At 54.5% G+C, this 26576-nt stretch carries 23 protein-coding genes; 10 read left to right on the forward strand and 13 right to left on the reverse strand.

The features are described from left to right. Nucleotides 1–9: 9 nt before the first annotated feature. Genes hcaB through hcaE form a run of 4 tightly spaced genes read right to left on the reverse strand, consistent with a single transcriptional unit; the run spans nt 10 to nt 3015 of the window. The gene (hcaB, locus tag On2M_RS05335) at nt 10–822 is read right to left on the reverse strand and encodes a 3-phenylpropionate-dihydrodiol/cinnamic acid-dihydrodiol dehydrogenase (protein ID WP_151217676.1); all 813 of its coding nucleotides are present in this window, start codon (nt 820–822) and stop codon (nt 10–12) included. Continuing rightward, nucleotides 819–1139 carry a 3-phenylpropionate/cinnamic acid dioxygenase ferredoxin subunit gene (gene hcaC / locus On2M_RS05340; protein ID WP_151217675.1) on the reverse strand — a complete coding sequence of 107 codons (321 nt, stop codon included), beginning with the start codon at nt 1137–1139 and terminating at the stop codon, nt 819–821. The genes hcaB and hcaC overlap by 4 nt, the downstream gene beginning before the upstream one ends. Beyond that, nucleotides 1139–1657: a 3-phenylpropionate/cinnamic acid dioxygenase subunit beta gene (gene hcaF, locus On2M_RS05345; protein ID WP_151217674.1), complete on the reverse strand. Its 519-nt coding sequence runs from the start codon at nt 1655–1657 to the stop codon at nt 1139–1141. Before hcaF ends, hcaC begins: the two co-directional genes overlap by 1 nt. Next, nucleotides 1654–3015, reverse strand: a complete 1362-nt coding sequence (hcaE, locus tag On2M_RS05350; protein WP_151217673.1) for a 3-phenylpropionate/cinnamic acid dioxygenase subunit alpha — start codon at nt 3013–3015, stop codon at nt 1654–1656. The genes hcaF and hcaE overlap by 4 nt, the downstream gene beginning before the upstream one ends. A gap of 135 nt (nt 3016–3150) precedes the next feature. On the opposite strand from hcaE, the gene hcaR reads away from it, so the two are divergent. After that, nucleotides 3151–4044: a DNA-binding transcriptional regulator HcaR gene (gene hcaR / locus On2M_RS05355; protein ID WP_210904474.1), complete on the forward strand. Its 894-nt coding sequence runs from the start codon at nt 3151–3153 to the stop codon at nt 4042–4044. A gap of 3 nt (nt 4045–4047) precedes the next feature. Here hcaR and On2M_RS05360 read toward each other — a convergent pair whose 3' ends face one another. Beyond that, nucleotides 4048–5241, reverse strand: a complete 1194-nt coding sequence (locus On2M_RS05360) for an ROK family transcriptional regulator (RefSeq protein WP_151217672.1) — start codon at nt 5239–5241, stop codon at nt 4048–4050. A 114-nt stretch (nt 5242–5355) separates the two neighbouring features. Between On2M_RS05360 and On2M_RS05365 the strand changes: the two genes are divergently transcribed. The 4 genes from On2M_RS05365 to On2M_RS05380 all read left to right on the forward strand — a co-directional run bounded on the left by On2M_RS05365 (nt 5356) and on the right by On2M_RS05380 (nt 12213). Continuing rightward, nucleotides 5356–8622: a DUF5107 domain-containing protein gene (locus On2M_RS05365; protein ID WP_210904475.1), complete on the forward strand. Its 3267-nt coding sequence runs from the start codon at nt 5356–5358 to the stop codon at nt 8620–8622. 72 nt (nt 8623–8694) lie between these two features. Further along, the gene (locus tag On2M_RS05370; protein WP_151217670.1) at nt 8695–10134 is read left to right on the forward strand and encodes a sugar porter family MFS transporter; all 1440 of its coding nucleotides are present in this window, start codon (nt 8695–8697) and stop codon (nt 10132–10134) included. Then, nucleotides 10134–10976, forward strand: coding sequence for an aldose 1-epimerase (locus On2M_RS05375; protein ID WP_151217669.1), 843 nt, complete (start codon nt 10134–10136; stop codon nt 10974–10976). The genes On2M_RS05370 and On2M_RS05375 overlap by 1 nt, the downstream gene beginning before the upstream one ends. Before the next feature lie 88 nt (nt 10977–11064). Beyond that, the gene (locus On2M_RS05380; protein ID WP_151217668.1) at nt 11065–12213 is read left to right on the forward strand and encodes a 3-phenylpropionate MFS transporter; all 1149 of its coding nucleotides are present in this window, start codon (nt 11065–11067) and stop codon (nt 12211–12213) included. On the opposite strand, the gene csiE is transcribed toward On2M_RS05380, so the two are convergent. The 7 genes from csiE to On2M_RS05415 all read right to left on the reverse strand — a co-directional run bounded on the left by csiE (nt 12208) and on the right by On2M_RS05415 (nt 20673). After that, on the reverse strand, nt 12208–13485 hold the full coding sequence (gene csiE, locus On2M_RS05385) for a stationary phase inducible protein CsiE (protein ID WP_151217667.1): 1278 nt from the start codon (nt 13483–13485) through the stop codon (nt 12208–12210). The genes On2M_RS05380 and csiE overlap by 6 nt on opposite strands. 404 nt (nt 13486–13889) lie before the next feature. Beyond that, on the reverse strand, nt 13890–14489 hold the full coding sequence (locus tag On2M_RS05390; RefSeq protein WP_151217666.1) for an SIS domain-containing protein: 600 nt from the start codon (nt 14487–14489) through the stop codon (nt 13890–13892). Continuing rightward, on the reverse strand, nt 14486–16123 hold the full coding sequence (locus tag On2M_RS05395) for an FGGY-family carbohydrate kinase (RefSeq protein ID WP_149692231.1): 1638 nt from the start codon (nt 16121–16123) through the stop codon (nt 14486–14488). The genes On2M_RS05390 and On2M_RS05395 overlap by 4 nt, the downstream gene beginning before the upstream one ends. Before the next feature lie 17 nt (nt 16124–16140). Beyond that, complete coding sequence (locus On2M_RS05400) at nt 16141–17094, reverse strand: ABC transporter permease (RefSeq protein ID WP_151217665.1); 954 nt, start codon at nt 17092–17094, stop codon at nt 16141–16143. Between the two features lies 1 nt (nt 17095). Next, nucleotides 17096–18085: an ABC transporter permease gene (locus On2M_RS05405; RefSeq protein WP_151217664.1), complete on the reverse strand. Its 990-nt coding sequence runs from the start codon at nt 18083–18085 to the stop codon at nt 17096–17098. Further along, entirely contained in the window at nt 18078–19586 is a 1509-nt protein-coding gene (locus tag On2M_RS05410; protein ID WP_151217663.1) for a sugar ABC transporter ATP-binding protein, read from the reverse strand. The genes On2M_RS05405 and On2M_RS05410 overlap by 8 nt, the downstream gene beginning before the upstream one ends. Nucleotides 19587–19689: 103 nt before the next feature. Next, nucleotides 19690–20673, reverse strand: a complete 984-nt coding sequence (locus On2M_RS05415) for an autoinducer 2 ABC transporter substrate-binding protein (RefSeq protein ID WP_003037665.1) — start codon at nt 20671–20673, stop codon at nt 19690–19692. Between the two features lie 421 nt (nt 20674–21094). Here On2M_RS05415 and On2M_RS05420 point away from each other — a divergent pair, with 421 nt between their 5' ends. Both On2M_RS05420 and On2M_RS05425 read left to right on the forward strand, forming a co-directional pair. Continuing rightward, nucleotides 21095–21733 carry a DUF1007 family protein gene (locus On2M_RS05420; RefSeq protein ID WP_137375884.1) on the forward strand — a complete coding sequence of 213 codons (639 nt, stop codon included), beginning with the start codon at nt 21095–21097 and terminating at the stop codon, nt 21731–21733. Continuing rightward, the gene (locus tag On2M_RS05425; protein WP_210904476.1) at nt 21724–22704 is read left to right on the forward strand and encodes a nickel/cobalt transporter; all 981 of its coding nucleotides are present in this window, start codon (nt 21724–21726) and stop codon (nt 22702–22704) included. The genes On2M_RS05420 and On2M_RS05425 overlap by 10 nt, the downstream gene beginning before the upstream one ends. A gap of 72 nt (nt 22705–22776) precedes the next feature. Here the strand turns inward: On2M_RS05425 and suhB are convergent, their stop codons facing one another. After that, on the reverse strand, nt 22777–23580 hold the full coding sequence (gene suhB, locus On2M_RS05430; RefSeq protein WP_003037670.1) for an inositol-1-monophosphatase: 804 nt from the start codon (nt 23578–23580) through the stop codon (nt 22777–22779). Nucleotides 23581–23698: 118 nt separating this feature from the next. On the opposite strand from suhB, the gene trmJ reads away from it, so the two are divergent. The 3 genes from trmJ (at nt 23699) to iscS (ending at nt 26552) form a co-directional block, all read left to right on the forward strand. Next, nucleotides 23699–24430, forward strand: coding sequence for a tRNA (cytosine(32)/uridine(32)-2'-O)-methyltransferase TrmJ (gene trmJ / locus On2M_RS05435; RefSeq protein WP_210904477.1), 732 nt, complete (start codon nt 23699–23701; stop codon nt 24428–24430). A gap of 173 nt (nt 24431–24603) precedes the next feature. After that, nucleotides 24604–25095 (forward strand): Fe-S cluster assembly transcriptional regulator IscR, encoded by a 492-nt coding sequence (iscR, locus tag On2M_RS05440; protein WP_003037674.1) that lies wholly within the window; start codon nt 24604–24606, stop codon nt 25093–25095. Between the two features lie 242 nt (nt 25096–25337). After that, nucleotides 25338–26552 (forward strand): IscS subfamily cysteine desulfurase, encoded by a 1215-nt coding sequence (gene iscS / locus On2M_RS05445; RefSeq protein WP_210904478.1) that lies wholly within the window; start codon nt 25338–25340, stop codon nt 26550–26552. Nucleotides 26553–26576: the final 24 nt, after the last annotated feature.

Below are 26576 nucleotides of genomic sequence, written 5' to 3' on the forward strand. Positions count from 1 at the left end.
AACGACTCCCTACAGATCCAGCCCGGCGGCAACGTGACGAATACCTCGAATCCCCAGTCCGGCATCAGCGTTGATCATCACGCCGCTTAAGGTGCGGTTGTTGCGACGCGACGCCAGCATCACGTACGGTCCGGTAAAGTCGGCAGGGTCGGGGAAGAACTGGAGCGGCAGAATCGCGGCGATTTTCTCCGGCGTCAGCGACTGCATAATCGAGGTATCGCTTTGCCCCAGCGCCTGTGGGCCGCGCAGATCGGTAGCCATACCGCACGGACCGACACCGTTAACACGTACCTTTGGTGCCAGCTCGTAGGCCAACTGGCGAATCAGCCCGGTAGCTGCATGCTTACTGGCGGTATACAAAGGACCGCCGCCGCCCGGGTACCACGCGGCGTTGGACAGGGTAAAGATAATGCTGCCTTCGCTGGCGATAAGCGCTGGGGCGCAGGCTTTTGCACCAAGCAGATAGCCGAGCACATTGACGTTAAATAACTCGTGAAAGCCGCTCTCCAGCGCCTCAGCAGAGGTGTTCACCAACGTTGCGTTATGATCCCAGATGCCCGCATTGCCAATAAAACAGTCCAGCTTGCCAAACGCGGTGAGGATTTGATCGACCGCACGCTGATAGTCGGCATAGCAGGTGACGTTGCCCTCTATCGCCAACACATGTTCGCCAAAACGCTGGCGCAGGCTGGCAACTTTGGCTGGCGACAGTTCGAGCGTGGCGACCTTCGCGCCTTCTTCAATAAAGCGCTCGACCAGCGCCAGGCCGAGGCCGGAGCCACCGCCGGTAATAAAAACCACGTTATCGCGTAAATCGCTCATCGGGCGTCCTCTGGAATATCAACAAATACATCGCTGCCTTCCACGTAAACCGCGTAAGTGGTCAGCGGATCGGTGGCAGGTAAGCACAACGCCTTGCCGGTTTTCAGGCAGAAGCTGGCCGCATGCAGCGGGCATTCCACCGTGGCATCGTCTTCCAGATAACCTTCGGACATCGAGGCATTACCGTGGCTACAGCGATCGTTAATGGCATAAAACTCGCCGCCAACATTGAACAGGGCGATGACGGGCGAGGTTTCCAGCCGGAGGGCTTCACCATCCGGCAGCTCCGTGGCGGAGCAGGCAAATACACGGCTCATCAGAACAGTACACTCAGGTTATGGGAGGTGATAACCGCTTGATCCAGCACGATCTCACGCGCCAGTAAGCGCCACTCATCGCCGGGCAAACGACGCACTTTGTCCATGCGCGTACCGACGTAAAACGTCTCGTCCCGCTCTTTTTGCGCGCGATACAGCAGATAGTTGAGGCGCACGGCGAACACGTCCGGTTGGTCGGTTTCGCTGATTTGTAAGTTGTCAATCAGATGACGGGTGCGGGAAGGTGGCTCCTCCGCCCAGGCCATGCCGGTTTCCAGCCGTGCGATGCGGCGCTCAAGCTGGTCTTTGTTATCGTTGAAAATCCAGGTGGTCGGCGGCTGCACGCCTTTGCGGCGGTCGCGGGTCTGGGCATTGACCGTGGTACGCATGGTGTAGCGAATGTCGTCATCGAGCAGCGCCAGCCAGTCGCGAAACTGCCAGTCGTCCAGCAGACGTGCTTCTTCATACAGAAACTGGCTGATGCGATGATGCAGTTCGAGAGAAACTAACGCGCTCATTTCATCACCTCCTGCTGGTAAGCGGCGGTTTTGTCGTGCACATCCTGCCAGCTTTCGCTGCTGAGCAGATCGGCCCAGCGCTGATACATGCCGCGCGCGGCGGTTTCCGAAAAGATGTAGTTGGTGATCCCCGGAATACCGTCTTCGCGGCGCTTTTCCTGGCCTAAGCCCATTTCGAGGCACAGGTTAGTGTTGCGTGCCCGGTGACCCTTCAGCAGTTTTTGAATCTCGCACCAGTTTTCCGAGTCGTCCTGTTCAAGGAATCCGGCCGGACCAAAGGCGCGGGTGGCGCTGTTTTCAAATGCGGCTTTCACCTCGTCGGAGGCGGCTTTATCAGTAAGACAGAACGCCCACACTTCAACCCGATCCGGTCCGCGTGGGTGCCAGACGCGCAGCGTGGCGGTACCGTTCAGCCAGGAAAGCGTGGGGAAAATGTTGTTGTGACCGGCCAGGCGCAGGGCGCGAACCTTGCCCAGACGCTGTTCGGCCTCTTCGTAGGTGTCGCGGTAGTAGCTGGAGACTTCGCCGTCTACCCACACGTTGGCATCGGGATTCTCAGTAAAGAAAAATCCGCTGCCGTGCCCGTCCTGGCCGAACTGTAGCGCATCTTTGGCGGTTTCCCACACCGGGCGGGCAGTCTGACCATCGCCGAGGCGCTTATCGCTACCGTCGTCTTTCGCCCCCAGCACCTGCACCGCAGAGGCATGGCTGAACAGCGCGTGATACTGGTCGCTGGCAAACTGTTCGGCGGGGAATTTCCAGTTGCAGTCGATAGTCCACTTCTGGACGCCACCGACGATTTCGGTGCCGCCTTCACGGCGGTCGAGCACGCCATCGAGATACCAGGCGATATCGCCGAGATAATCGCGAAGCGTTGGTGCGGTGGTATCCCAGTTGCCGAAAATCAGCCCTTTATAGCTCTCGACGCCAGGGACTTCGTTCAGTCCCCAATGCGATTTGCATAAACCTTGCGGATAAGCGCGTGGTTCCAGTGGGACGTCGATCAGCTCGCCGTTAATGCCGTACGACCAGCCGTGATACGGACAGGTAAAGGCACGGGTATTGCCGCAGTCGGCATAGCTGACGCGCATCGCGCGGTGGCGGCACTGGTTGAGAAACGCTTTGATGCTGCCGTCTTTCTGGCGGACTACCACGACTGCATCTTCGCCCATGTAAGTGTTAAAAAAATCACCGGGTTTGGGAATTTGGCTTTCGTGGGCGAGAAACAGCCAGCAGCGACCGAAGATGCGTTCCAGCTCCAGTTGGTAAATTTCAGGGTCGGTATAAATCCGTGGGGTTACGCGACCGTTTTTCGTGTCGATCAGTTGGTAGATGTCTAAATTTGAGGGTGTGGTCATATTTTTTAATCCTGAAAGCTAAGATGTATTGACCTTCATTTTTTGTGCCATAAGGATGTTGCTGGTTAGTTATCAATCTGTGAAATAGTAAATTTCTACCAGTTGAGACATTTTTTCGATAACAAGGAGAAGGGCATGGAACTGAGGCACTTACGCTATTTTGTGGCGGTGGCGCAGGCGCTGAATTTCACCCGAGCGGCAGAAAAATTGCATACCTCCCAGCCGTCGTTAAGCAGTCAGATCCGCGATCTGGAAACCTGCGTGGGCGTTCCGTTACTGGTGCGCGATAAGCGAAAAGTTGCGCTAACGGCGGCGGGAGAGTGCTTTTTACAGGATGCGCTGACGATCCTCGAGCAGGCGGAAAACGCCAAAGTTCGCGCCCGTAAAACGGTACAGGAAGATAACCATTTTGCTATTGGTTTTGTCCCTTCTGCAGAGGTGAATTTACTGCCGAAGGTGCTGCCTTTATTTCGTTTAAAGCAGCCGGATACGCATATTGAACTGGTGAGTTTGATAACCACTGAGCAGGAGGAGAAGATCCTGCGCGGCGAGCTGGATGTGGGCTTAATGCGCCACCCGGTTTACAGCCCGGAGTTGGACTATCTGGAGCTCATTCATGAGCCGTTGGTGGTGGTGTTACCGGTGAATCATCCGTTAGCCAATGAACCAGCGATCTCCGCAGAGCAGCTGCACGGGGTGAATTTTGTCAGCACCGATCCTGCGTATTCCGGCGCGTTAGCGATGATTGTCAAAAACTGGTTTCAGCAGCAGAAAAGCCAGCCCAATATTGTGCAAGTAGCGACCAATATTCTGGTGACGATGAACCTGGTCGGGATGGGGCTGGGGGTGACTTTGATACCCGGTTATATGAATAATTTTAATACCGGGCAGGTGGTTTTTCGCCCTATTGTTGGCGATGCCCCAACCATTGCTTTGCTGATGGCGTGGAAAAAAGGATCGCTCAAACCGGCACTGGCCGATTTTATCGCCACGGTACATGAACGTTTGGCCGTGAGTCTGAAGGTATAATGGTTACAACTCGCTGAGCTGCGACTCGACATACAGATAGCCAATTCCCATGAGTTGCTGGGCGCGATTGAGCTGGCCGAAGCTTATCTGAGTCGCTCTGGCGCGCGGGTTATCACCGTGATCAAATGGGTTAAACCCAGTTTGCTGCACCAGCGTATTAAGCCAGCTATCGCCGAAAGCGCAGCTACGTCCGTACAACCATATTTGGTTAATGTTCAGTATATTCAGAAAGTTATATAAACTTAGTCCAATAGCGCTGGCGGCATGCTCGGCCCAGGCCTGAATACGAACATCACCGTTCTGCCAGGCAGTAATAAGCTGGTCGGTGGTGAGCGTTTCCGGATCGTAAAGGGATGTCGGCTGCGATTTCATCCATACGCGGGCCTGTTTTTTCAACGCGCTCAATGACGCTACCGTTTCCAGACAACCATAGCGACCGCAGTCACAGGCAATTCCATCGGGATGAATGATGGTGTGTCCAATCTGACCGCTGCCATACAGACTACCGCGCCAGATATTGTCGTTTATCACAAACGATGAGCCGATACCGTAATCAACGTTAATCACGCAAAAATCACCGTTAGCCGCTGGGTTTTGCCATTTTTCGGCCAGCGCCAGCATCACGCAGTCATTGTCCAGGCGGACCTGAACGCCGAGCATCTCTTCCAGCAGATATTTTATTTCCACCGGTGTTTTCCACGGTGCCTGGGGCATGGTTTTTGATGCGCCGGTGATCGGATCAACCTGGCCGTGAACGCCGAGCGCCAGATTAATCGTGACTTCGGGAAATTGTCGACGGTATTCCCGCCAGTGTGCAGCCAGGGCCGACAGCAGCGCTTTGGGCGTTTCCGGCTTGATGACCTCATGACGCCAGGCGCCGATGGCAACCAGCCGTGCGTCTGCCAGTTGACTGGTGATGCTGGTAGGGGTGACGTTGATACATAGCGTCCATGCGCCTTTTTCTGGCAAATGATAACTGCCGCTGCTCAAACCGCGCTGGCTTAAGGTTTCTCGCGAGTGGCTGATTCTCCCTTCATCCATCAGCTCTTCGAGGATATTGCTGACCGCCGGGATCGACAGACTGGTGAGCTGCGCCAGCTGTGATTTGCTGAGCTGCTTTTCCCGCCAAAGGTGCGACAAAAAGATCTGCTTATTCGCCTGACGAACCCTGGCGTTGTTGAACCCCGAACGTTGCATTCACTTAACTCCCTTAACTATATTGCGTGAGCATTGCGCATTTTACCGCCACTTAACTGCCGCAGAATAGCATCAAGTTGAATTTTTACTTTTGTTTATTGAGTGGAGAGCGGCATGTACGGTTCAGTTAAAGTCTGGCAAGAAACGATCACCCTCCCAACGTGGACGGCGGGTGAAGAAGACGCTAACCCCATGTTTCTGGAGAAAAGGGTTTATCAGGGATCTTCTGGCGCGGTGTATCCGTATGGCGTGATTGATACGCTGACCGGCAAACGTGAAATGCGCGACTACAAGGCGGTGTGGATGGAGAATGACTTCATTCGCGTCATGCTGTTGCCGGAGTTAGGCGGGCGTATTCATAGAGCGTATGACAAAGTACAGCAGCGCGATTTTGTCTACTACAACGAAGTGGTGAAGCCCGCTCTGGTTGGTTTGCTTGGACCGTGGATCTCTGGTGGCATTGAATTTAACTGGCCGCAGCATCATCGCCCAACCACTTTTATGCCGGTCGATTTTACGCAGCAGCAGGGTGAGCATGGCGAATATACTGTATGGATGGGTGAAGTAGAACCTATGCGCGGTTTACAGGTGATGACCGGATTTACGCTGTATCCGGATCGCGCTCTGATCGAGATAACCGGGAAGGTGTTTAATGGTAACGCCACGCCGCGCCATTTTTTATGGTGGGCGAATCCAGCGGTGAAGGGCGGTGACGAGCATCAGAGCGTGTTTCCGCCGGATGTGACCGCAGTATTTGACCACGGTAAGCGCGATGTTTCTGCATTTCCCATTGCCACCGGCACATACTACAAAGTGGACTACTCGGCTGGCGTGGATATCTCGCGCTACAAAAACGTTCCTGTACCGACCTCCTACATGGCTGAAAAATCAGATTATGATTTTGTTGGTGCATGGCATCACGGTGAGCGAGGCGGGCTGCTGCATGTGGCCGATCACCATGTTTCGCCAGGGAAAAAACAGTGGACCTGGGGCTATGGCGACTTTGGCGTTGCCTGGGATCGTAACCTTACCGATGACAACGGTCCGTATATTGAACTGATGACCGGGGTCTTTACCGACAACCAGCCGGATTTCACCTGGCTTGCGCCGTATGAAGAGAAAGTCTTCGTACAAAACTTCCTGCCCTACAGCGAACTGGGCATGGTGCAAAACGCCAGCACGCAACTGGCACTGCGCCTGGTACGTGAGAGTAATCAGCTATCTGTGGGGGTTTATGCGATTGCGCCGCTGTGCGACGTGCAGGTTACGCTTTCTGCCGATGGGCGACCGTTCTATGAGCACACGCTGACCCTGGAGCCTGGACAAAGTTGGCTGGCTGATGTGTCTGACAATAACCATGCGCGGGTAACGATGACTGTCACTGGTGCCGATGGTACTTCGCTTTTGCAGTACAAAGAGCACATCGCGCAAGAGTTACCACTACCTTCAGCGGCCGTCGCGCCAGCACGACCAGAAGCGCTGTCTAATACCGATGAACTCTATTTCATTGGTCAGCATCTGGAGCAGTACAACCACGCCAGCCGCTATGCCGAAGATTATTATCGTCGCGCGCTGGAGGTTGACCCGCTGGATTATCGCAATAATGTTGCCCTCGGAACGCTGGCGTTAAACCGCGCGGACTGGGGGTTGGCAGAACATTGTGCGGGCAAAGCGCTGGAGCGAGCGCATAAGCTCAATAAGAATCCACGGGATGGTGAGGCCAGTATGTTGCTGGCCGCCGCACAGGAACGTCAGGGCGATGATGACAGCGCCTGGGATAACTATTTTAAGGCAAGCTGGAGCGGTAACTGTCGGGATGCGGCATTCTGGTCGTTAGCGCGTCTGGCGATGAAGCGTCAGGACTACGCCGGTGCACTGGAAAAGGTCGAGCAGAGCTTACGCTTTAACGGCAGTAACAACCTGGCGATGGGGCTAAAAGCGCTGGTGTTGTCCAGGCTTAATCGTCGTGAACAAGCGCTGGACTATATCCGCCAACAGTTGGTGGATTATCCGCTCAGTTATACCCTGCACTATGCGCGCTGGGCTATCTGCCAGGATGAGGCGACGGCGCAAGCACTGATTTCGATTACCGGGTGTCGCGGGACCAATGCGTGTGAACTAGCGGGCTGGCTGACCTCTTTCGGACAAAAGGATGCTGCCCGTGGTGTGCTGGAACTGCTCGACAGCCAGGAAACGCTGCCGATGCTGTGGCGCGCCTCACTGAGCGACGACCCGCAACCTTTCATTGAGCGAGCCCGCGCGTGCCTGCAAAACCGCGTCCGTTTCCCTAATACGCTGGATGAAGTGCAGATGCTGCAGAGCCTCGAACAGAGCGCATTTGCTCGCTATTTACTCGGTTGTTTCTGGTACAGCAAACGACGTTATGCCGAGGCCGTTGACTGCTGGAAATTTACGCTTGCGCAGGAAGCCGATTTTGCCCCGGTGCATCGTTTACTGGGTATCTACGCCTGGAACAAACTGCACGATGCGCAGCAGGCGAAACAGTATCTGTCGCAGGCTGTGGCGCTGGATCCGCAAAATGCCCGCTTCCTGTTTGAACTCGACTATCTCAATAAGCTGATGGCACAACCGGTTGAACAGCGCCTGCAGCGACTGGAAGCCAGCAAAGAGATTGTCTTCCAGCGTGATGATCTGACGGTGGAACTGCTCAGCCTATGGAATGGATTGGGGCGCTATGACGATGCTGCCGCAGTATTACGCGAGCGGGTGTTCCATCCGTGGGAAGGCGGTGAAGGCAAAGCCACCGGGCAATATCTGCTTAATCAATTGCATCGCGCGCTGGCTGCCGTGCAGTCCGGCGACCCGCAAACGGCTATTATGCAGCTGCAACAGGCGCTGCACTATCCGCAAAACCTCGGCGAGGGACGTTTACCCGGACAAACGGATAATGACATCTGGTATTTGCTGGGGCATTGCGCGCAGCAACAAGGCCATTTTGACGAGTCTCAGCGCTACTTCTCCCGTGCGACGCGTGGCGGTAGCTCGTTGGATGCAGGACGTTACTACAACGACCAGCCAGTGGACTATCTCTTCTGGCAAGGAATGGCGCAGAGAAAACTTGGCGAAGATGCAGAGGCGGATGTTCTGTTCAACAGCTTCCTGCAATGGGTTGAGTTGAATCGCGAGAACGTGCCGGATGTCGATTTCTTTGCTGTATCGCTACCCGATCTGGTGGTGCTGGATACCTCTGCACAAGCAAAACACCAGCAACACTGCCTGTTTATCAATGCGCTTGGGCATCTGGGGTTGGGAAATAGCGCAGCCTGTCAGCGTGATCTTGATGAACTCCTGCAACTTAATCCGGCGCATGACAAGGCATTACTGCTGCGTCACGCCATTAACGTAAGGCTTTTCCAGTAATACCTGAAATGGGTGGGGGCGACCTCACCCGAAACCTTCTGTCCCCTGCGTTTCCCTGAAAGAGGAATCATAATGAATAACGCGCAGACACATTTAAAGATTGGTTACGTCTGGACTATCTGCCTGGTTGCGGCCTGCGGTGGTTTACTGTTTGGCTATGACTGGGTGGTAATCGGCGGGGCAAAACCTTTCTATGAAGCGTATTTCTCGATTACCGATCCGGCGCAATCCGGTTGGGCGATGAGTTCCGCGCTGGTCGGTTGTGTATTTGGTGCACTGATTTCCGGCTGGTGCGCCGATAAGTTTGGTCGAAAGATGCCGCTGATTCTCTCGGCGATCCTGTTTAGCGCTTCCGCATGGGGAACCGCCGTCGCCAGTCATTTCGACATGTTTATTGTCTATCGCATCGTGGGTGGTGTTGGGATTGGTCTGGCGTCTGCGCTAAGCCCGCTGTATATCGCCGAGGTTAGCCCGGCGGAAAAGCGAGGTCGCTTTGTTGCCGTTAACCAGCTCACCATTGTGATTGGCGTACTGGCGGCGCAGCTTATCAACCTGATGATAGCCGAACCTGTCGCCACAGGCGCCACGCAGCAGGCGATTGTGGAAAGCTGGAACGGTCAGACGGGCTGGCGCTGGATGTTTGGTGCGGAATTGGTGCCCGCAGTAATTTTCCTGGTACTAATGTTCTTTGTGCCTGAATCACCGCGTTGGTTGGTGAAAGCAGGCAAAGTCGATCGTGCTCGTGCCATGCTGCAGCGCATTGGTTCGGCGGAATATGCCGGGCAAACGCTGAAAGAGATTGAACATACATTGCAAAAAGATAACCACAAAGTCGCGTGGTCAACGCTGTTACAACCACAAATTAAACCGATCGTGATTATCGGTATGGTGTTGGCGGTGTTCCAGCAGTGGTGTGGGATCAACGTTATTTTCAACTATGCGCAGGAGATCTTCGCCTCCGCCGGATTCGACATCAACGGTACGTTAAAATCGATCGTGGCGACGGGGATCATCAATCTGGTCTTTACTCTTGCCGCCCTGCCGTTAGTGGACAAAATTGGCCGTCGTAAACTGATGTTGTTCGGCGCGTCAGGATTGACGGTTATTTATGTCCTGATTGCCGGGGCGTACGGGTTGGGCATTATGGGCTGGCCGGTTCTGGTTCTGGTTCTGGCGGCGATCGCGATTTATGCCCTGACGCTGGCCCCGGTGACCTGGGTGCTGCTGTCGGAGATTTTTCCCAATCGCGTACGCGGGCTGGCAATGTCGCTCGGTACACTGGCGCTGTGGATTGCCTGCTTCCTGCTAACCTATACCTTCCCGCTGCTCAATGCGAGTCTTGGCGCGTCGGGAAGCTTCCTGCTGTACGGTGTGATTTGCGCGATGGGCTTCATCTATGTTCTGCGTAATGTACCGGAAACCAAAGGCGTGACGCTGGAAGCGCTGGAGGAGCAACTGGCGGCGCAGCATACAAAAGTTGGCGCATCAGCTCAACCGCGAAACGCCCGCTGATGGATGGTCTGCTGACGCTACAAAACGCACATCTACGGATGTGCGTCGATCCGCAAGGCGGTTCGCTATTGAGTCTGGTGTCGTTACAACATCAACAGGCCGTTTTACGCGAAGGCCAGGGCCAGCAACCGGGGGATTGCGGCTTGTTTCCGATGCTGCCTGTCGCAAATCGGGTAGCGGGCAATCGTTTTAAGCTACGTGGTGAAGAGGTGGTTTTACCTCAGCATGACGCAGATGATACTTTCTTCCTGCACGGTGACGGCTGGTTGCAACGCTGGCAGATTATTACCGCTACCCAAAGCGGCTGTTTGCTGCAGTTGCGCAGTTGGCATCCCTGTGGCTACGACTATACGGCGCAGCTTTGCTATCAACTGGAAACCTCAAGCCTGCATGCCTCGTTGACGCTTACCCATTGCGGTGAGCAGCCCATGATCTATGGCTGCGGGTTTCATCCATTTTTCGCCTTTGATAAGCACAGTACGGCGCAGTTCACCGCCAGCGGCTACTGGCCGGAGGGGGAACAGCATCTGCCGCTGGAATGGCAAAGTGTCCTTCCGCCAGCAGCGGATTTCATGCGCGCGCAATACGGTGAGGATCGCTGGCTGAACGTCGGTTATTCTGGCTGGAGCGGACGGGCTGTTATTCAGCGGAACGTGATGAAAATCACGATTTTAGCGCAAACTCCGTGGTTGATGCTGTTCAGAATGTCGGGTGAGCCGTTTCTGTGCCTGGAGCCGCAGACGCATCCGGTGAATGCCCACCACATGCAGGGGCAGCCGGGGTTGCAGGTTTTAGCGCAGGGAGAAGGCTGCCATTTTACGATGCAAATTTGCGTCGAATAGGGCCAATATCATGTTATCTGCGTGTTAATGCACTCTTGCGCCAGCCAGCGTTTGTCGCCAGACTATCGCCACCAAACGGGAGGGATTCATGGCTTTGCATTCCACGCGCTGGCTGGCGCTCGGTTATTTTACTTACTTCTTTAGCTACGGTATTTTTCTGCCTTTCTGGAGCGTCTGGCTCGAAGGACTGGGGCTGACGCCGGAAACGATTGGTTTACTGTTAGGGACTGGGTTGATTGCCCGTTTTCTCGGCAGTTTACTGATTGCGCCGCGCGTAAGCGATCCCTCTCGTCTGATCTCAGCTTTACGTATTTTGGCCCTGTTGACGCTGGTGTTTGCGCTGGCCTTCTGGGCGGGAACCAACGTGGCGTGGCTGATGGTGGTGATGGTCGGCTTTAACCTGTTTTTCTCGCCGCTGGTGCCGCTGACCGACGCACTGGCCAACACCTGGCAAAAACAGATAACCATGGATTACGGTCGGGTACGGTTGTGGGGATCCGTGGCCTTTGTGATCGGCTCTGCGTTGACCGGTAAGCTGGTGAGCCTGTTTGACTATCGGATTATCCTGGTCCTGCTGTCGCTTGGCATCGCCTCGATGCTGCTGGGCATGATGATTCGCCCGACCGTGCAGCCCGCAGGTGAAACCCGTCAGCAGGAGAGTGCGGGATGGCCCGCCTGGCGCGCGCTGATAACCCAAAGCTGGCGTTTTCTGGCCTGCGTGAGTCTGCTGCAAGGCGCGCATGCGGCTTATTACGGTTTCAGCGCCATTTACTGGCAGTCTGCCGGGTATTCCGCTTCGGCGGTGGGCTATTTATGGTCATTAGGTGTGGTGGCGGAAGTGATTATTTTTGCGCTCAGCCATAAGTTGTTCCGCCGCTTTAGCGCCCGCGATCTGCTGCTGCTTTCCGCCGTTTGCGGCGTGATTCGTTGGGGGCTGATGGGCTGGAGCACAGAGCTCCCGTGGCTGATTGTGGTGCAGATCCTGCACTGTGGCACCTTTACAGTCTGTCACCTGGCGGCAATGCGCTATATCGCGGCGCGACAGGGCAGCGAAGTGATTCGTTTACAGGCGGTCTATTCCGCGGTGGCGATGGGCGGCAGTATCGCCATCATGACCGTCTTCGCCGGTTACCTGTACCAGAACCTGGGCAGCGGCGTATTCTGGGTGATGGCGCTGGTGGCGCTACCGGCTATCGTGCTGCGCCCGAAAGTGGTGGCGCAGCCTGCAACATTATGATTCGAGGATTTTGCGGATCTGCTGCTGCTGGTGAGACGTCAGCGCCAGATCCGCATGAATCAACGGCGGTGAAAACAGCGGCAGCGGCGTAGTGTATGGTGTGACGATCAGCGTTACACCGCGCGGCGCGCCCTCTTTTTGAAAGTCCTGCATTGGCATATGTTTTACGTTGAGCGGCAGCAGCGTTAGTTCGCGCAGCTGTTGTTCTATATGCATTTCGAGTTGTTCGTTACTACCGGTCAGCAGGATAATCTGCTTCTCGTGCAAATCCTTCTCCTGCATCAGCCACGCACCGAAAATAACCGCCACCAGTCCGATCTCTTCTTCTGAAAACTGCACGTCGTATTCCGCTTCGAAGCCGTGTATCGCCTCGCGGGTGGTACGTACCAGCCGGGGATAAAGTCGGCTGAACTCCTCCGGCAGTGTGTTATCAATGCCAATGGCAAACACGCTACGGTTAAGCGCCTGGGCAAGATGAATATAAAGCTGGTCATTCAGTCCTTGCTCATCGCTGAAGCGGACGTTGCCATACTCGCGAAAACGCAGCACCAGCCGAGCAATAGCAAGACGCAGGCGACGATCCTGCTGGTGATTATCGCGGATAGGGTCGGGGATGCGGATCATTGAGAATAACAACGCCATAAACAACGATTCGCCCAGCGGCGCACTTTGCATGACGTGGCGCTGCCAGTGGCGGCCAATTTCCTCGGCGAGCGGATACTCAGCGCAGGATTGCGCCCACCGTTGCTGGAGCGGATTAAACTCCGGGGTGATCCCTGCGTGATGTTGCAGCAGGCAATACTGTAAATACAAGCGCAGGAACTGAATATCACGGCACTCAAAGGGTTTTTGCAAGCGCCGGGAACAGAGGTTAATAAGCGCATGCAGGTTGGTGTCGTCATACAGCGTCCGCGCAATACCTCGTTGTTTCAGCTCCATTTTTAATGCGGGCGTGAAATGCTGGGCGATAAAAGTCGGGCAAATTCGCAAACCACGGCGCAGCCACTGCAACAGACACAGGCGCTGATTGAGCGGCGTTCCTTCGATCGTATAGCCACCATGTTGCGCGATGGTAATCGCGAGTCGATGATAACGCTGGATTTCGAGTCCTGCGCCAATAATATCTTCCTGGACCGTGGCATCATCAACGCCATTGAGGCTGATAAAGGTTTGAGCCGTAGCGATTTGGCCGGGCAGGAAAAGCGTCAGCAGTACCTGGCAACGGCGCTGGGGAGCGGAAAGTACAGATGGCGGAGCAAGCGTTGACATCATCTGTAGGATCTCCCGTAAGTATGTTTGATAAGAATAGCTAAAGTTTGCTCATAGATTTGGGGAATGGAATGCTTTCCACCAGGAATGCTGGAGGGCGTCACAGAATTTTTCACGTGGGGATCAGATAGCGGGAGTGGAACGCAGCGCGTTAATCCGCTTTTTCACTGTTTTATCTTTTGTTGAGATATAAAAAATGCCAGAGGGGGGAATGCTGGCGGAGGGTGGTATGAACATGCTCTCGCAGAGAAAGGGTTCCGTTCACCTCAGCAGTGTCATTTCTCTGAAGCGCTGATACCCTTAACACGTTCACAGGGAGTATCGTTTCAGAGAAGTGAAAACTTTAGGTGAACGTAGCAATACGACGGAGGCAACAAATTCATTACCTCCGTAACAGCTGTCTGGCGTTACCGCCCACGACTCAGCGTTAATCCCACATCGCCGCCCGGATGGACCGCCAGCAGCGTTTCCTTTGAGTAGCCGCTCTCGCTCATCAGACAGGCACAGGCGGCGTCAAAGATAGCCAGCACCAGTAAAATAGAGGTGGTAGCCAACATGTTCAACGGGTCAGCCTCTCGCTGGACACCGGTGGATATCACCAACCTCGACGCTTTAGCGATGGCCGAATCGGCGTTTTCAGTCACGCTCAGGATTGGCACATTCCTCGCTGTTAGCCCTGGCAGCAGTCGGGTGAGTTCATCCGAATTTCCCCCACGCGACAGCATAATCACCAGGTCGTTAGCGCGTAAGAAGCCCAAATCGCCATGCGCTGCATCCGTCGCGTTGAGATAAATCGCCGGACGTTCCACGCAGGCAAGCATATGCGCGACTTTACGCGCCGCAATACCGGATGTACCGACGCCGGTAACGACGATTTTACCCTGACAACCGCGCAACTCCGCCATCAGCGACTGCCAGAGCGGTTCAGTCAAATGCTGCCCCAGACCCGCAAGGGCATCGCTATAGAGCTGGAATACGCCGCTGGCCTGAGACCATGAATCACTCATGCGTCCTCCTGCATCAACTGGCGGTATTTCATATGGTCCTGATACATCTCGTGGAACACCCGATATTTGCGATCGTAGTACTGCTTGATGCGATTGGTCTGCGGGGTGACCGTTTTACCAATCCGGCTCATTGCCGACATCGCTTCCGGGAAGGTGTCGAATACGCCTGCGGCGATAGTCCCCATCATGGCGCCGCCCAGCAGCATGGCTTCGCTCTCTTCAGGCAGTAGCATGGCGCAGCCAGTGGCGTTGGCATGCTCTTGGACGAAGATCGGGTTTTTCGTTCCGCCGCCGCTGGCCATAATCGTATCGATGGTATAGCCGCTTTGATTCATCGTTTCAATAATATGGCGCGTTCCCAGCGCAATAGCCTGGATGGTCGCGAGGTACTGTAGCGCCATATCTTCCGGCGTGCGCGACAGTTTCAGTCCGGTGATCCCCCCCGTGAGTGTGGGGTTGGCACGCGGCGAGCGGTTGCCGTGGAAATAGGGCAAGATGTGCATGTCGCGGGTCAGAAAGGCGATATCTTCCGGCTCTCCGGCCATTTTACGCAGCAGCGCATTCAGTACTTCATAAATGGTTTGCCCCTGAGACTTCGCCTGGGTCAACAAGGTTTCGTAACAGGGATGCGACTGAATTACGTGGTCGATTAACGCCCCGGTTGCTGACTGTCCACCTTCGTTGAGCCAGTACTCCGGCAGTACTGCTGAGTAGTAAGGCCCCCAGACACCGCCGATAAAACGTGGCTCTTTGGAAATCGCCATGTGCCCGGTGGAGGTGCCGCCAATCAGTGCGACGCGGCGATCGAAATCAGCCACCTCGCCGGAAACACCGCAGGCACCAAGCGTGCCGAGCGTACCGGCGTGGGCATCGATGATCGAGACGCTGACCGCGGTTCCGGGTATCAGCCCCATTTCGCTGGCGGCGCGTGCTGACAGCCCGTGACCAAGCGGTTCGCCCATAGTTTTCACGTAACGGCCAATTTTGGCGGCATCATGTTCCAGCAAGTCTTCCAGCCCAATCTGGCGGAAATAGCTGGCATCCCATTTGTCTTCATGGCCCATGTAGGTCCATTTGCACACTGTTGAACACAATGAGCGCGTGTCATCGCCCGTTGCGCGCCATGTCAGGAAATCGGGCAGGTCAAAGTAATAACCTGCATTGGCCCACGTATTGGGCATATGTTGCTTCAGCCACAGCAGCTTTGGCGTCTGCATTTCCGGCGAAATAATGCCGCCAACGTAGTCCAGCACCCGATGATGCAGGGCGTTGATGCGTTCGGCCTGGGTAATCGCGCGGTGATCCATCCACACAATGATGTTTTGTTCACTGCGCCCGGACGGGCTGATGGTCAGCGGTTTACCTTCTTTATCCAACACCACCAGTGAACAGGTCGCGTCAAAGCCCAGACCTTTCACCTGGATAGGGTTGATATCCGACTGGTTAATCGCATCGCGAACCGCGTTACACACTGCCTGCCAGATGTTATCGGAAGACTGCTCAACAAAATCGGCCTGCGGACGGTAAATTTCGATGGCCCGACTGGCCTGACCGACCATTCTGCCGTTGAGATCAAACACGCCAGCGCGGGCGCTTCCGGTTCCGACATCCACACCAATAAAGTAACTTGCCATAATTTTTTCTCCTGAAATCAGGCTTTACGATTCTGTAATGCGATAAAGAGGATCAGCACCGCGCCCCACAGCGCCATCGTCAGATAGCTGCTAACCCCCAGCAAGTTAAGGCCGCTTTCCAGCATTTGCAGCACAATCAGCGCCAATACCAGGCCGATAATGCGTCCGAAGCCGCCATCCGGATTGATGCCGCCGAGTACGGAGGCAAGGATGGTGACCAGCAGGTAGGACTCACCGTATCCGGCTTTTGCCGAGTTGAATTTCGCCATCATCAGAATGGCGGCGACCCAGCCGAGCAGGGCTGAAATAACGTACACGGAAATTTGTACCCGCACGGTATTCACGCCGCTGTAGCGGGTAGCCTGTTCATTGGAGCCGACGAGATAAAGACTGCGCCCCAGCGTGGTGTGCTCCAGCAGTACCCATAGCAGGATTGCCACCAGGAAAAAGAGCAACAGCGCCACCGGAATACCCGCAATCGTGGCGTTGCCAAGATACTGAATGGCAGTCGGGAAACCCGAAATCACCGTCCCGTTGGAGAGCAGAATATTCAGCCCGGAGATAAGTGTCATCGTGCCGAGGGTGGCGAGAATCGGTGAGACGCCGACCCAGGCAATCAGCGCGCCGTTGAGCGTACCGATAGCCACCGCCACGGCAGCGCCTGCCAGCAGCGCCAGCACCAGAAACAGCGGGTTATCCGGATGGGTGACGATAATCGCTGCCATCACCAGCGAGCAGGCGTTCGCTCCGGCAATAATTGACAGGTTAATGCCGCCGGTCAGCATGGTCATACCCATTCCGAGGGCCAGCATGCCGAGGATCGGTAACTGTGAGCCTATCGACTGGAAGTTAGCGACGCTAAAAAAGCGGCTGCCAAGTAGGGCTGAGAAGACCAGGACAACGACCACAATAATGACGCATTGCAGACGAATGATGGCATCACCGGGTAAAAATCTGGCGATTGTTTTCATCTCAAAGCTCCCTTGCCAGTTTGCGTTTTTCGTTCCAGGCCGTGGCACTAATGCTGACCAGGATAATGGCGCCGCTGAACACGGTGTGCCAGTAAGAGGAGACGCTGAGCAGCGTCAGACCATTTTGTAAGAAGGCGAGCAGGACAACGCCGAGCAGGGTTCCGGTCAACGTACCGCGTCCGCCGCTCATGCTGGTTCCGCCGAGTACGACCGCCGCCAGCACCGTCAGCTCAAAACCGAGCAGCGAATTGGGCGCAACTGACTGGGTAATTTGCGCCTGAACCACGGCGGCAATGCCTGCCAGAATACCCATGTAACCATACACGTAGAAATGCAGCTTCAGCAGGTTCAGACCGAGGCGTGACGCTGCGTCGCGATTACCGCCCATGGCGTAAACCTGACGGCCAAGACGGGTATAGTTCATCAGCACAGCGGTAAAGACGATCACCGCCGCCAGGCACAGCAGAGGCAGGGTCAGGCCGTAGTCGTAGCCATCTGCCGCGGTGAACGACAACCAGTTAATGCCGTTCATAAACCAGTCAGGGAAACCGTACAGCCAGGTGCCTTTGGTGGTGTAAACCAGAAGGCCGTAGTAGACGTTAAGCGTGGCGATGGTAATGATGATTGCCGGAACGCGCAGCCAGTAGACCAGGAAGCCATTAATCAGCCCAAGAAGCAGCCCCACCGCAATCGCAATGGTTAACGCCAGTGCGAAGTTGCCGCCGTGGCCGATCACCCAACTGGCCATCGCATACTGGGCAATTGCGGTCATCGCCGGAAATGAGATGTCGATCCCGCCGGAAATCAACACCACAAACAACCCGCAGGCAAGAATGCCGAGAATCGCGTAGCTGGTGGCCACATCTGTCAGATTGCCGAGCGAGAGGAACTCATCGGTGCTGACACTTAGCCCAACCGCCAGCGCCACGACCAGCAGGCCCAGCCAGAATTCATGTTGCCCGATTAAACGGGAGAGATGCATCTTATTCATTGATTACCTCGACCACTTCAGCAATCTCCTCTTCACGGCAGTGATGAGGATTAAATTCCGCCACCAGCCTGCCGCGACGCATCACCAGCACGCGGTGGCTGTTGTAATACGCTTCCGGAATTTCATCGCAAATCATCAGCACCGCCATACCTTGTTCCGCCAGATCGCGGGCGATCTGGTAAATACCCTCTTTGTTGGCGATATCCACGCCAACAGTCGGGGAGTCGAGGATCAGAATGCGCGGATTGGTTGCCACCCATTTGGCAATGGCGATACGCTGGGCATTGCCGCCGGAAAGCGTTTTGACCGGCAGGTGCGGATCGGACACTTTGATATTCAGTTCGCGGATTAAATCGGCGACCAGCTTTTGCGCTTTACGATGATCGAGCAAGCCGCTACCGGTGTGCAGCTGATCAAAGACCGTGACGATGGTGTTGTCGTAGATCGACTGCTCCATGATCAGCCCCTGCGTCAGGCGATCTTCTGAGACGTAGCCGATCCCGTGCTTAATGGCGTCGTGGTTATTACGAAGCGTGACCGGCTGACCGTTAATATGCATCTCGCCGCTTTCCGGGTGCGTCATGCCGAACAGGCTCAAACAAAGCTCGGTACGCCCGGCGCCCAGCAGGCCGACAATGGAAACAATCTCGCCGCCATGCAGCGACAGATTAATGTTTTGGTATTTGCCTCTGCGGCTGAGGTTGCGCAGCTCAAGCAGGGGTTCTCGATCGTCGAATGATTTCTCCGGCAGCGGGCTGTAGTGGAAGCGTTGTCCGGTCATCAGGAAAGCCAGCTCGTGGCTGTCCAGTTCGCTGGCAGGGTACGTGCCCACCAGTTTGCCGTCGCGCATCACGCTGATGCGGTCAGCGACTTCCATTACTTCATCCAGGCGATGGCTGACAAACACCACGCAAATGCCAGCCGCTTTCAGTTCGTTAACCACCTTCAGCAGGCCATTGACCTCCTGACGGGTCAGCGAGGCGGTGGGTTCATCCATAATGACCAGACGTGCATCGGCGGCAATCGCCCGGCAAATGGCGACCAGCTGTCGGTCGGCAATCGAGAGTTTTTCAACTTTTTTGTCGGGATCGATGTTCACACCGATACGCTTCATGGCTGCCAGCGCCTGCTGTTTCATAGCACCACGACGCACCCAGATATCACCGCCCGGCAGATAGCGGTTGACCGCGATATTTTCTGCGACGCTAAAGTTGGGGAACAGCGACAGGTCCTGATAAATAACCTGAATGCCATAATGGGAAGATAGCTGCGGCGTCAGGTGATGGAACAATTTTCCGTCGAGTAAAATCTGCGCGCCTTTTTCCGGGTGATAAACCCCGGAGATCACTTTAATAATGGTGCTTTTACCACAGCCGTTTTGACCCGCCAGACAGTGAACTTCGCCTTTTCTCAGCGTCAGATTCACGTTATCCAGCGCCAGCACGCCCGGGAATTGTTTGCTGATATTCTCAAGAGTGATAAATGCGGTGGTGTCTGTCATGGACAATACCCCTGCGAGCGCCCTGACGGACGCTGAGTGTTAGTTTGGTTGATAGCGCCGACCAGACGGTCGGCGTTAAGGTTCCCTGGTGTTGGCTAAAGCCTTAGAAACCAAGTGATTGTGCGTTGTCTTTGGTGACTTCGAGGATCTTATTAAAGCGGATCACTTTCTTCTCCGTGTCGATATCGGCTTTCCCTAAACCGTCGATACTCAGATCGGCATTGACTTCTTTGCCTTGCAACAGCTGATCGGCGACCGTTACCAGCGCATAGCCCGCATCTTTTGGATCCCACAGCAGCGCTTTTTTGATATCACCGCGCATCAGGTAAGGCGCAGCTTGTGCTGGCATGGCGATCCCGACGACGGCAATTTTATCTTTGGCGCGTTTTTTCTGTACAGCCTGACCCGCACCGATTGGACCCAGCGAGCCGAAACCAATAATCCCCTTCATCTGCGGATAGGTTTTCATCAGATCCAGCGTCGTGGCGTAGGATTTATCGATGCTTTCCGCAACCGGCAGACGTGAAGTGACTTCGAACATTTCCGGATATTTTTCTTTCTGGTACTTGATTGCATAATCCGCCCACGCGTTATGCAGCGGGACCGTCAGCGAACCAACATAGATGGCATAACCCCCTTTGCCGCCCATGTTTTTTGCTAGCTCATCGACGTTGGCTTGTGCGTATTTTTCACTATCGATGGTTTCGATATCCCACTGACCGATTTGCTCGTCTGGGGATTCGTGCGTCAGGACCACAATGCCTTTATCGCGCGCTTTTTTCAGTACTGGCTCAAGAACTTTGGCATCGTTCGGTACCACGATGATCGCGTTGACGTTTTTGGCGATCAGATCCTCAATCACTTTGACCTGCTGTGCCGGATCCGGCGTAGACGGACCGGTCTGGTAAGCGTTCACATCCAGTTTTTTTGCTGCTTCGTTAACACCGGTTTCCATGCGGTTAAACCAGGGAATACCGGTGACTTTGGCAACCACAGCAATTTCATATTTTTCCGCCGCAAAGGACGTGCCGGACAACATGCATGCAGAAACCAGGGTTGCACTGAGTAATGCGAGTTTGAATTTCATAGTTGTACCTTTTGTAGGGGGCAGGACATGTCACGGCGTGAAGTTAACAACGAATGGAAGAGGGAATGAACCACAAGTTTGATGAATGTGATCTATATCCGTTATTGTTAATTTATGGAAAATAAACAGTTATATTTTGGTTAAAATTGAGCGGATTTTTATTGATGCGAATGAATTTAAAGTTAAAAAAAACATTAAAATTAAACCATTAATTAACATTCTATTTTCATTTAACTTAAGTTGTGGCGTAAAAAAGGGATTTAGGCTGACATTGATGAAGAATAAATTATCGAAATTGAGAACTGAATCGATACCGGAAAAGGGTGCTCAACTTTTTTTCGTTCGATGGTATCCTCGGCACACTTGCGCCAAATACGGCATCATTATTTGTGGCGGTGTTGATTTTTAACGTGGAGAACTCATGCAAGGCGTTAAACGTATCATTATGACGTTGTTTCTCGCTGTCCTGTCCTTTGGCGCAGGTGCGCATCCCCACAGCTTTATTCATCTGAAAACCGAAGTCGTGAGCGAGAATGATCGGTTCGTCGCGCTAAAAATGCGCTGGACGATGGATGAAATCACGTCGGCGGATCTGCTCTACGACGCGGGGAATGCTAAACCTGGCGATGAAATTTGGAAGAAACTGGCGGCGGAAGTGATGGCCAACGTTCTCGGGCAGCACTATTTCACCGAAGTGTGGCACGATGGGAAAAAGGTAAAGTTTAAAAACAGACCGACGGAATATGGCATGGAGCGTGAAGAACACCAGGCGGTGCTGACGTTCGTTCTGCCGCTGGCCGAAGCTCAACCACTGAGCGGTCAAAAATATACTATTTCAACCTTCGATCCGACCTACTACGTCGATATGAGCTATGACAAAGACAGCGACGCCCGGCTTTCGCAGACTATAAGCCAGCAATGCCATATTTCAATGCATACGCCGACGCCGAATGAACACATGCTGAGCTTTGCGCAGTCGCTGGATAAAGAAGACGCTCCGCCGGAGGATATGGAATTGGGTAAACAGTTTGCACAGACGGTGACACTGCAATGTCAGTAGTTTATCAACAACGCGCAGCCAGACGCCGTTGGCTCACGCTATGGCCGCTGGCGGTCTTTTTGTTGCTGGCGACAGGCGGGGGGCTGTGGTTGTGGCAGGCCTGGCCTCAGGTAATGATGCAAAGTGTTGTCTGGCAGCGCGACGTTAACCAGCAGATGAGCGGGTTGCTGAAAGCGGTTGCCGCGAATCCCACTCGTGCGGGCGGATCTCTGCTGTTGTTTAGCTTTCTTTATGGGGTATTGCACGCATTGGGGCCGGGGCACGGCAAAATTGTCATCACGACCTGGCTTGCGACGCATCCGTCGAAGCTCAAGTCGAGCATTGGGCTGACGCTGGCGTCTTCACTATTGCAGGGGCTGGTGGCAATAGGACTGGTGGTTGTAGTCCTCACGGTGCTGCAACTGCCTGCCCGGCAGCTGCATATGAGCAGTTTCTGGCTGGAGAAGGGAAGTTATGCGCTGGTTGGCATGTTGGGCGTTTTATTGTGCGTCCGTGCGCTGAAGAAATTGCGCCAGCTGCTGCGTCGGCCGAAATTCACCGCCTTTACGCCGTACCATGTGCATCACGAGGGCTGCGGTTGTGGGCATCAGCATTTGCCCAAGCCGGAACAACTGCAAAGCGGCGATGACTGGCGCGCGCGGCTGATGATTATTCTCTCCATGGGCATGCGTCCCTGCTCTGGTGCAATTATGGTGCTGCTGTTCAGTAAAGTGGTTGGCGTCTTTAGCTGGGGCATGGCGTCGGCGTTGGCGATGGCGGCAGGAACCTCTTTGACGATTACGTCACTGGCTCTGCTGGTACACAGTTTTCGCTCACTGGCGGTGAGACTTAGCGGACATAAAGCGCCGGTGCTGTGGCGACAGATTGGCTGGACAACGCTGGCATTAGCCGGTGGTGCAGTGCTTATTGTTGCTGCGGTAGTGATGTGGATGAGCGCGGTGCCGGTAGGGCGAGGGATAAGACCGTTTTAGGTTAGTGAGCGGAATGGTATGACTTGTAGGCCGGATAAGACGCGAAAGCGTCGCATCCGGCACCACAGCAGATTAACGCTTCAGCGCATCGCTCAGTTCGTCACGCATGTTAGCCAGCATGGCTTTAACAACGCGCGGGTTACCTGCAACGATGTTGCCGGTCGCCAGGTAGTTATGACCACCGGTGAAGTCGCAAACCAGTGCGCCGGCTTCACGCGCAATCAGCTCACCTGCGGCGAAGTCCCAGGGTTTCAAACCAATTTCGAAGTAACCGTCAACGCGCGCAGCGGCCACATAAGCCAGATCCAGCGCAGCAGAACCTGTGCGGCGGAAGTCAGCGCACTCGGTAAACATTTTGCCAAGAATTTTCATATAAGAAGCAGCGTGCTGCTTCGCTTTGAACGGGAAACCGGTGGCGATGATGGTGCCGTCCAGATCGCGGGCGGTGCTGCCACGCAGACGATAGCCGTTCAGCTGTGCGCCCTGGCCGCGAGTTGCGGTGAACAGTTCGTTACGCATTGGATCGTAAACAACGGCGACTTCAGTACGGCCTTTAATGCGTACCGCGATGGATACCGCGAAGTGCGGCAGACGTTTTACGAAGTTAGTAGTGCCATCCAGTGGATCGATAACCCATTGAACATCCTGATCTTCACCAGCGTGCTCACCGCTTTCTTCGGTGATGATGGTGTGCTGTGGGTAAGATTTGCGAATAGTTTCGATAATAATCGCTTCGGCGGCTTTATCGACGTTAGTCACGAAATCATTGCTGCCTTTCTGGCTGGTTTCTACAGAGTCGGGGGTTTCGTAGTGTTTGGCAATTACATTACCCGCCTTGCGCGCTGCGCGCACGGCGATGGTCAGCATCGGATGCATCGGTCTCTCTCACTGGATGTTAAAGAACGGGAAAACGGCGCAGAGTATAGCAGCGAGTTCGGAATATGTCTTCGTTTTATGATAATATGGTCGAATAATCTTTAGCCGAAGAAATACAATGCTGCAAAATATTCGAATTGTGCTGGTGGAAACCTCTCACACTGGCAACATGGGCTCTGTAGCCCGCGCAATGAAAACCATGGGTTTAACCAATCTGTGGTTGGTAAATCCACTGGTTAAACCGGATTCCCAGGCCATCGCTCTGGCGGCAGGTGCCAGCGATGTGATCGGCAGCGCGCAGATCGTCGATACTCTCGATGAAGCGCTGGCAGGTTGCAGCCTGGTGGTAGGCACCAGCGCGCGCTCCCGTACGCTGCCGTGGCCGATGCTGGATCCGCGCGAATGCGGCTTAAAAAGCGTCTCTGAAGCGACGAGTTCGCCCGTGGCGCTGGTGTTTGGTCGTGAACGCGTTGGCCTGACGAATGAAGAACTGCAGAAGTGCCATTACCACGTCGCTATTGCCGCGAACCCGGAATACAGTTCGCTGAATCTGGCGATGGCGGTACAGGTCATTTCTTATGAAGTGCGCATGGCCTGGCTGGCGACGCAGGAAAGCGAGAAGACCGCAGAATACGAAGACGCTGAGTACCCGCTGGTCGATGATTTAGAGCGTTTTTACGGTCATCTGGAACAAACGCTGCTGTCGACCGGGTTTATCCGCGAAGGGCATCCGGGACAGGTGATGAACAAGCTGCGCCGTCTGTTTACGCGCGCACGTCCTGAGAGCCAGGAGCTGAACATTTTGCGCGGAATTTTAGCTTCAATTGAGCAACAGAATAAAGGCAAGTAAACGTAACGCCTCCGGCAAGTAAAAATGGCACTGAAGGTTAAATACCTGACTAAATTAGTCAAGTAAATAGTTGACTGATTTAGTCGGGAATGTCAGACTTGCCCCTGCTATGCAATACCCCCATTTTACAATAAAAAACCCCGGGCAGGGGCGAGTTTGAGGCTAAGTAAGACATGAGACTGACATCAAAAGGGCGTTATGCCGTGACCGCAATGTTGGACGTTGCGCTCAACTCCGAAACGGGCCCGGTACCGTTGGCTGATATTTCTGAACGTCAGGGAATTTCCCTGTCATATCTGGAGCAGCTGTTTTCCCGTTTGCGTAAAAACGGTCTGGTTTCCAGCGTACGTGGGCCAGGCGGCGGGTATCTGCTGGGTAAAGATGCCGGCAGCATCGCAGTAGGTGAAGTTATCAGCGCTGTGGACGAGTCAGTAGATGCGACTCGTTGCCAGGGCAAAGGCGGTTGTCAGGGCGGCGATAAATGCCTGACTCACGCGCTGTGGCGCGATCTGAGCGATCGTCTGACCGGCTTCCTCAACAACATTACGTTGGGCGAACTGGTGAATAATCAGGAAGTCCTGGATGTGTCTGGTCGCCAGCACACACATGACGCTCCACGCACTAATCGTGCACAAGACGCGATCGACGTTAAGTTACGCGCATAATTTGCCCGTTATATTTCGTGCCGCAACTGCGTTAGCCGCACTTGCTCGCCCCAGTCACTTACATGATGTAAGCTCCTGGGCACTCTCAAGTTTGCCGCCTTGCTGCAACACGAACTATTTAGGGTAAAGATAATAAGATATTAGAATCAGGCCGGGGTGCCAGACGCCCCGTTAACTCGGTCGTACATCCAGCCGGTTGCCTGATTCCTTGCATTGAAGCGATGTACGGAGTTTATAGAGCAATGAAATTACCGATTTATCTCGATTACTCCGCAACCACGCCGGTGGACCCGCGTGTTGCCGAGAAAATGATGCAGTGTCTGACCCTGGACGGAAACTTTGGTAACCCAGCTTCCCGTTCACACCGTTTTGGCTGGCATGCTGAAGAGGCGGTTGATATCGCCCGTAATCAGATTGCTGACCTGGTGGGTGCCGACCCGCGTGAGATTGTTTTCACCTCCGGTGCGACCGAATCCGACAACCTGGCGATCAAAGGTGTAGCCAACTTTTATCAGAAAAAAGGCAAGCACATCATCACCAGCAAAACCGAACACAAAGCCGTGCTGGACACCTGTCGCCAGCTGGAGCGCGAAGGGTTTGAAGTCACCTACCTCGCCCCGCAGCGTAACGGCATTATCGACCTGAAAGAACTTGAAGCGGCAATGCGTGACGACACCATTCTCGTCTCCATCATGCACGTGAATAACGAAATCGGCGTGGTGCAGGATATCGCGACTATCGGCGAAATGTGCCGTGCGCGCGGCATCATCTATCACGTCGATGCAACCCAGAGCGTGGGCAAACTGCCTATCGATCTGAGCCAGCTGAAAGTCGACCTGATGTCCTTCTCCGGTCACAAAATCTATGGCCCGAAAGGTATCGGTGCGCTGTACGTGCGTCGTAAACCGCGTATTCGTATTGAAGCCCAGATGCACGGCGGCGGTCACGAGCGTGGCATGCGTTCCGGTACACTGCCTGTGCACCAGATCGTTGGTATGGGTGAAGCATATCGTATCGCCAAAGAAGAGATGGAAACAGAGATGGCGCGCCTGCGCAGCCTGCGTAACCGTCTGTGGGACGGCGTGAAAGATATGGAAGAAGTGTATCTTAACGGCGATCTCGAGCAGGGCGCACCGAACATTCTCAACGTCAGCTTCAACTATGTTGAAGGCGAATCGCTGATTATGGCACTGAAAGATTTGGCAGTATCCTCCGGTTCTGCATGTACTTCTGCAAGCCTGGAGCCATCCTACGTGCTGCGTGCGCTGGGGATGACCGACGAGCTGGCACACAGCTCAATTCGTTTCTCTTTAGGTCGTTTCACTACCGAAGAAGAGATTGACTACACCATCAATCTGGTTCGCAACTCCATCGGCCGTCTGCGTGACCTTTCCCCACTGTGGGAAATGTTCAAACAGGGCGTGGATCTGAACAGTATTGAATGGTCACATCACTAATTCGGCACCAATAAGGAGAATTCA

Origin of the sequence: Citrobacter sp. On2M, from assembly GCF_018035235.1 — a bacterium.
Classification (GTDB): Bacteria; Pseudomonadota; Gammaproteobacteria; order Enterobacterales; family Enterobacteriaceae; genus Citrobacter; species Citrobacter meridianamericanus.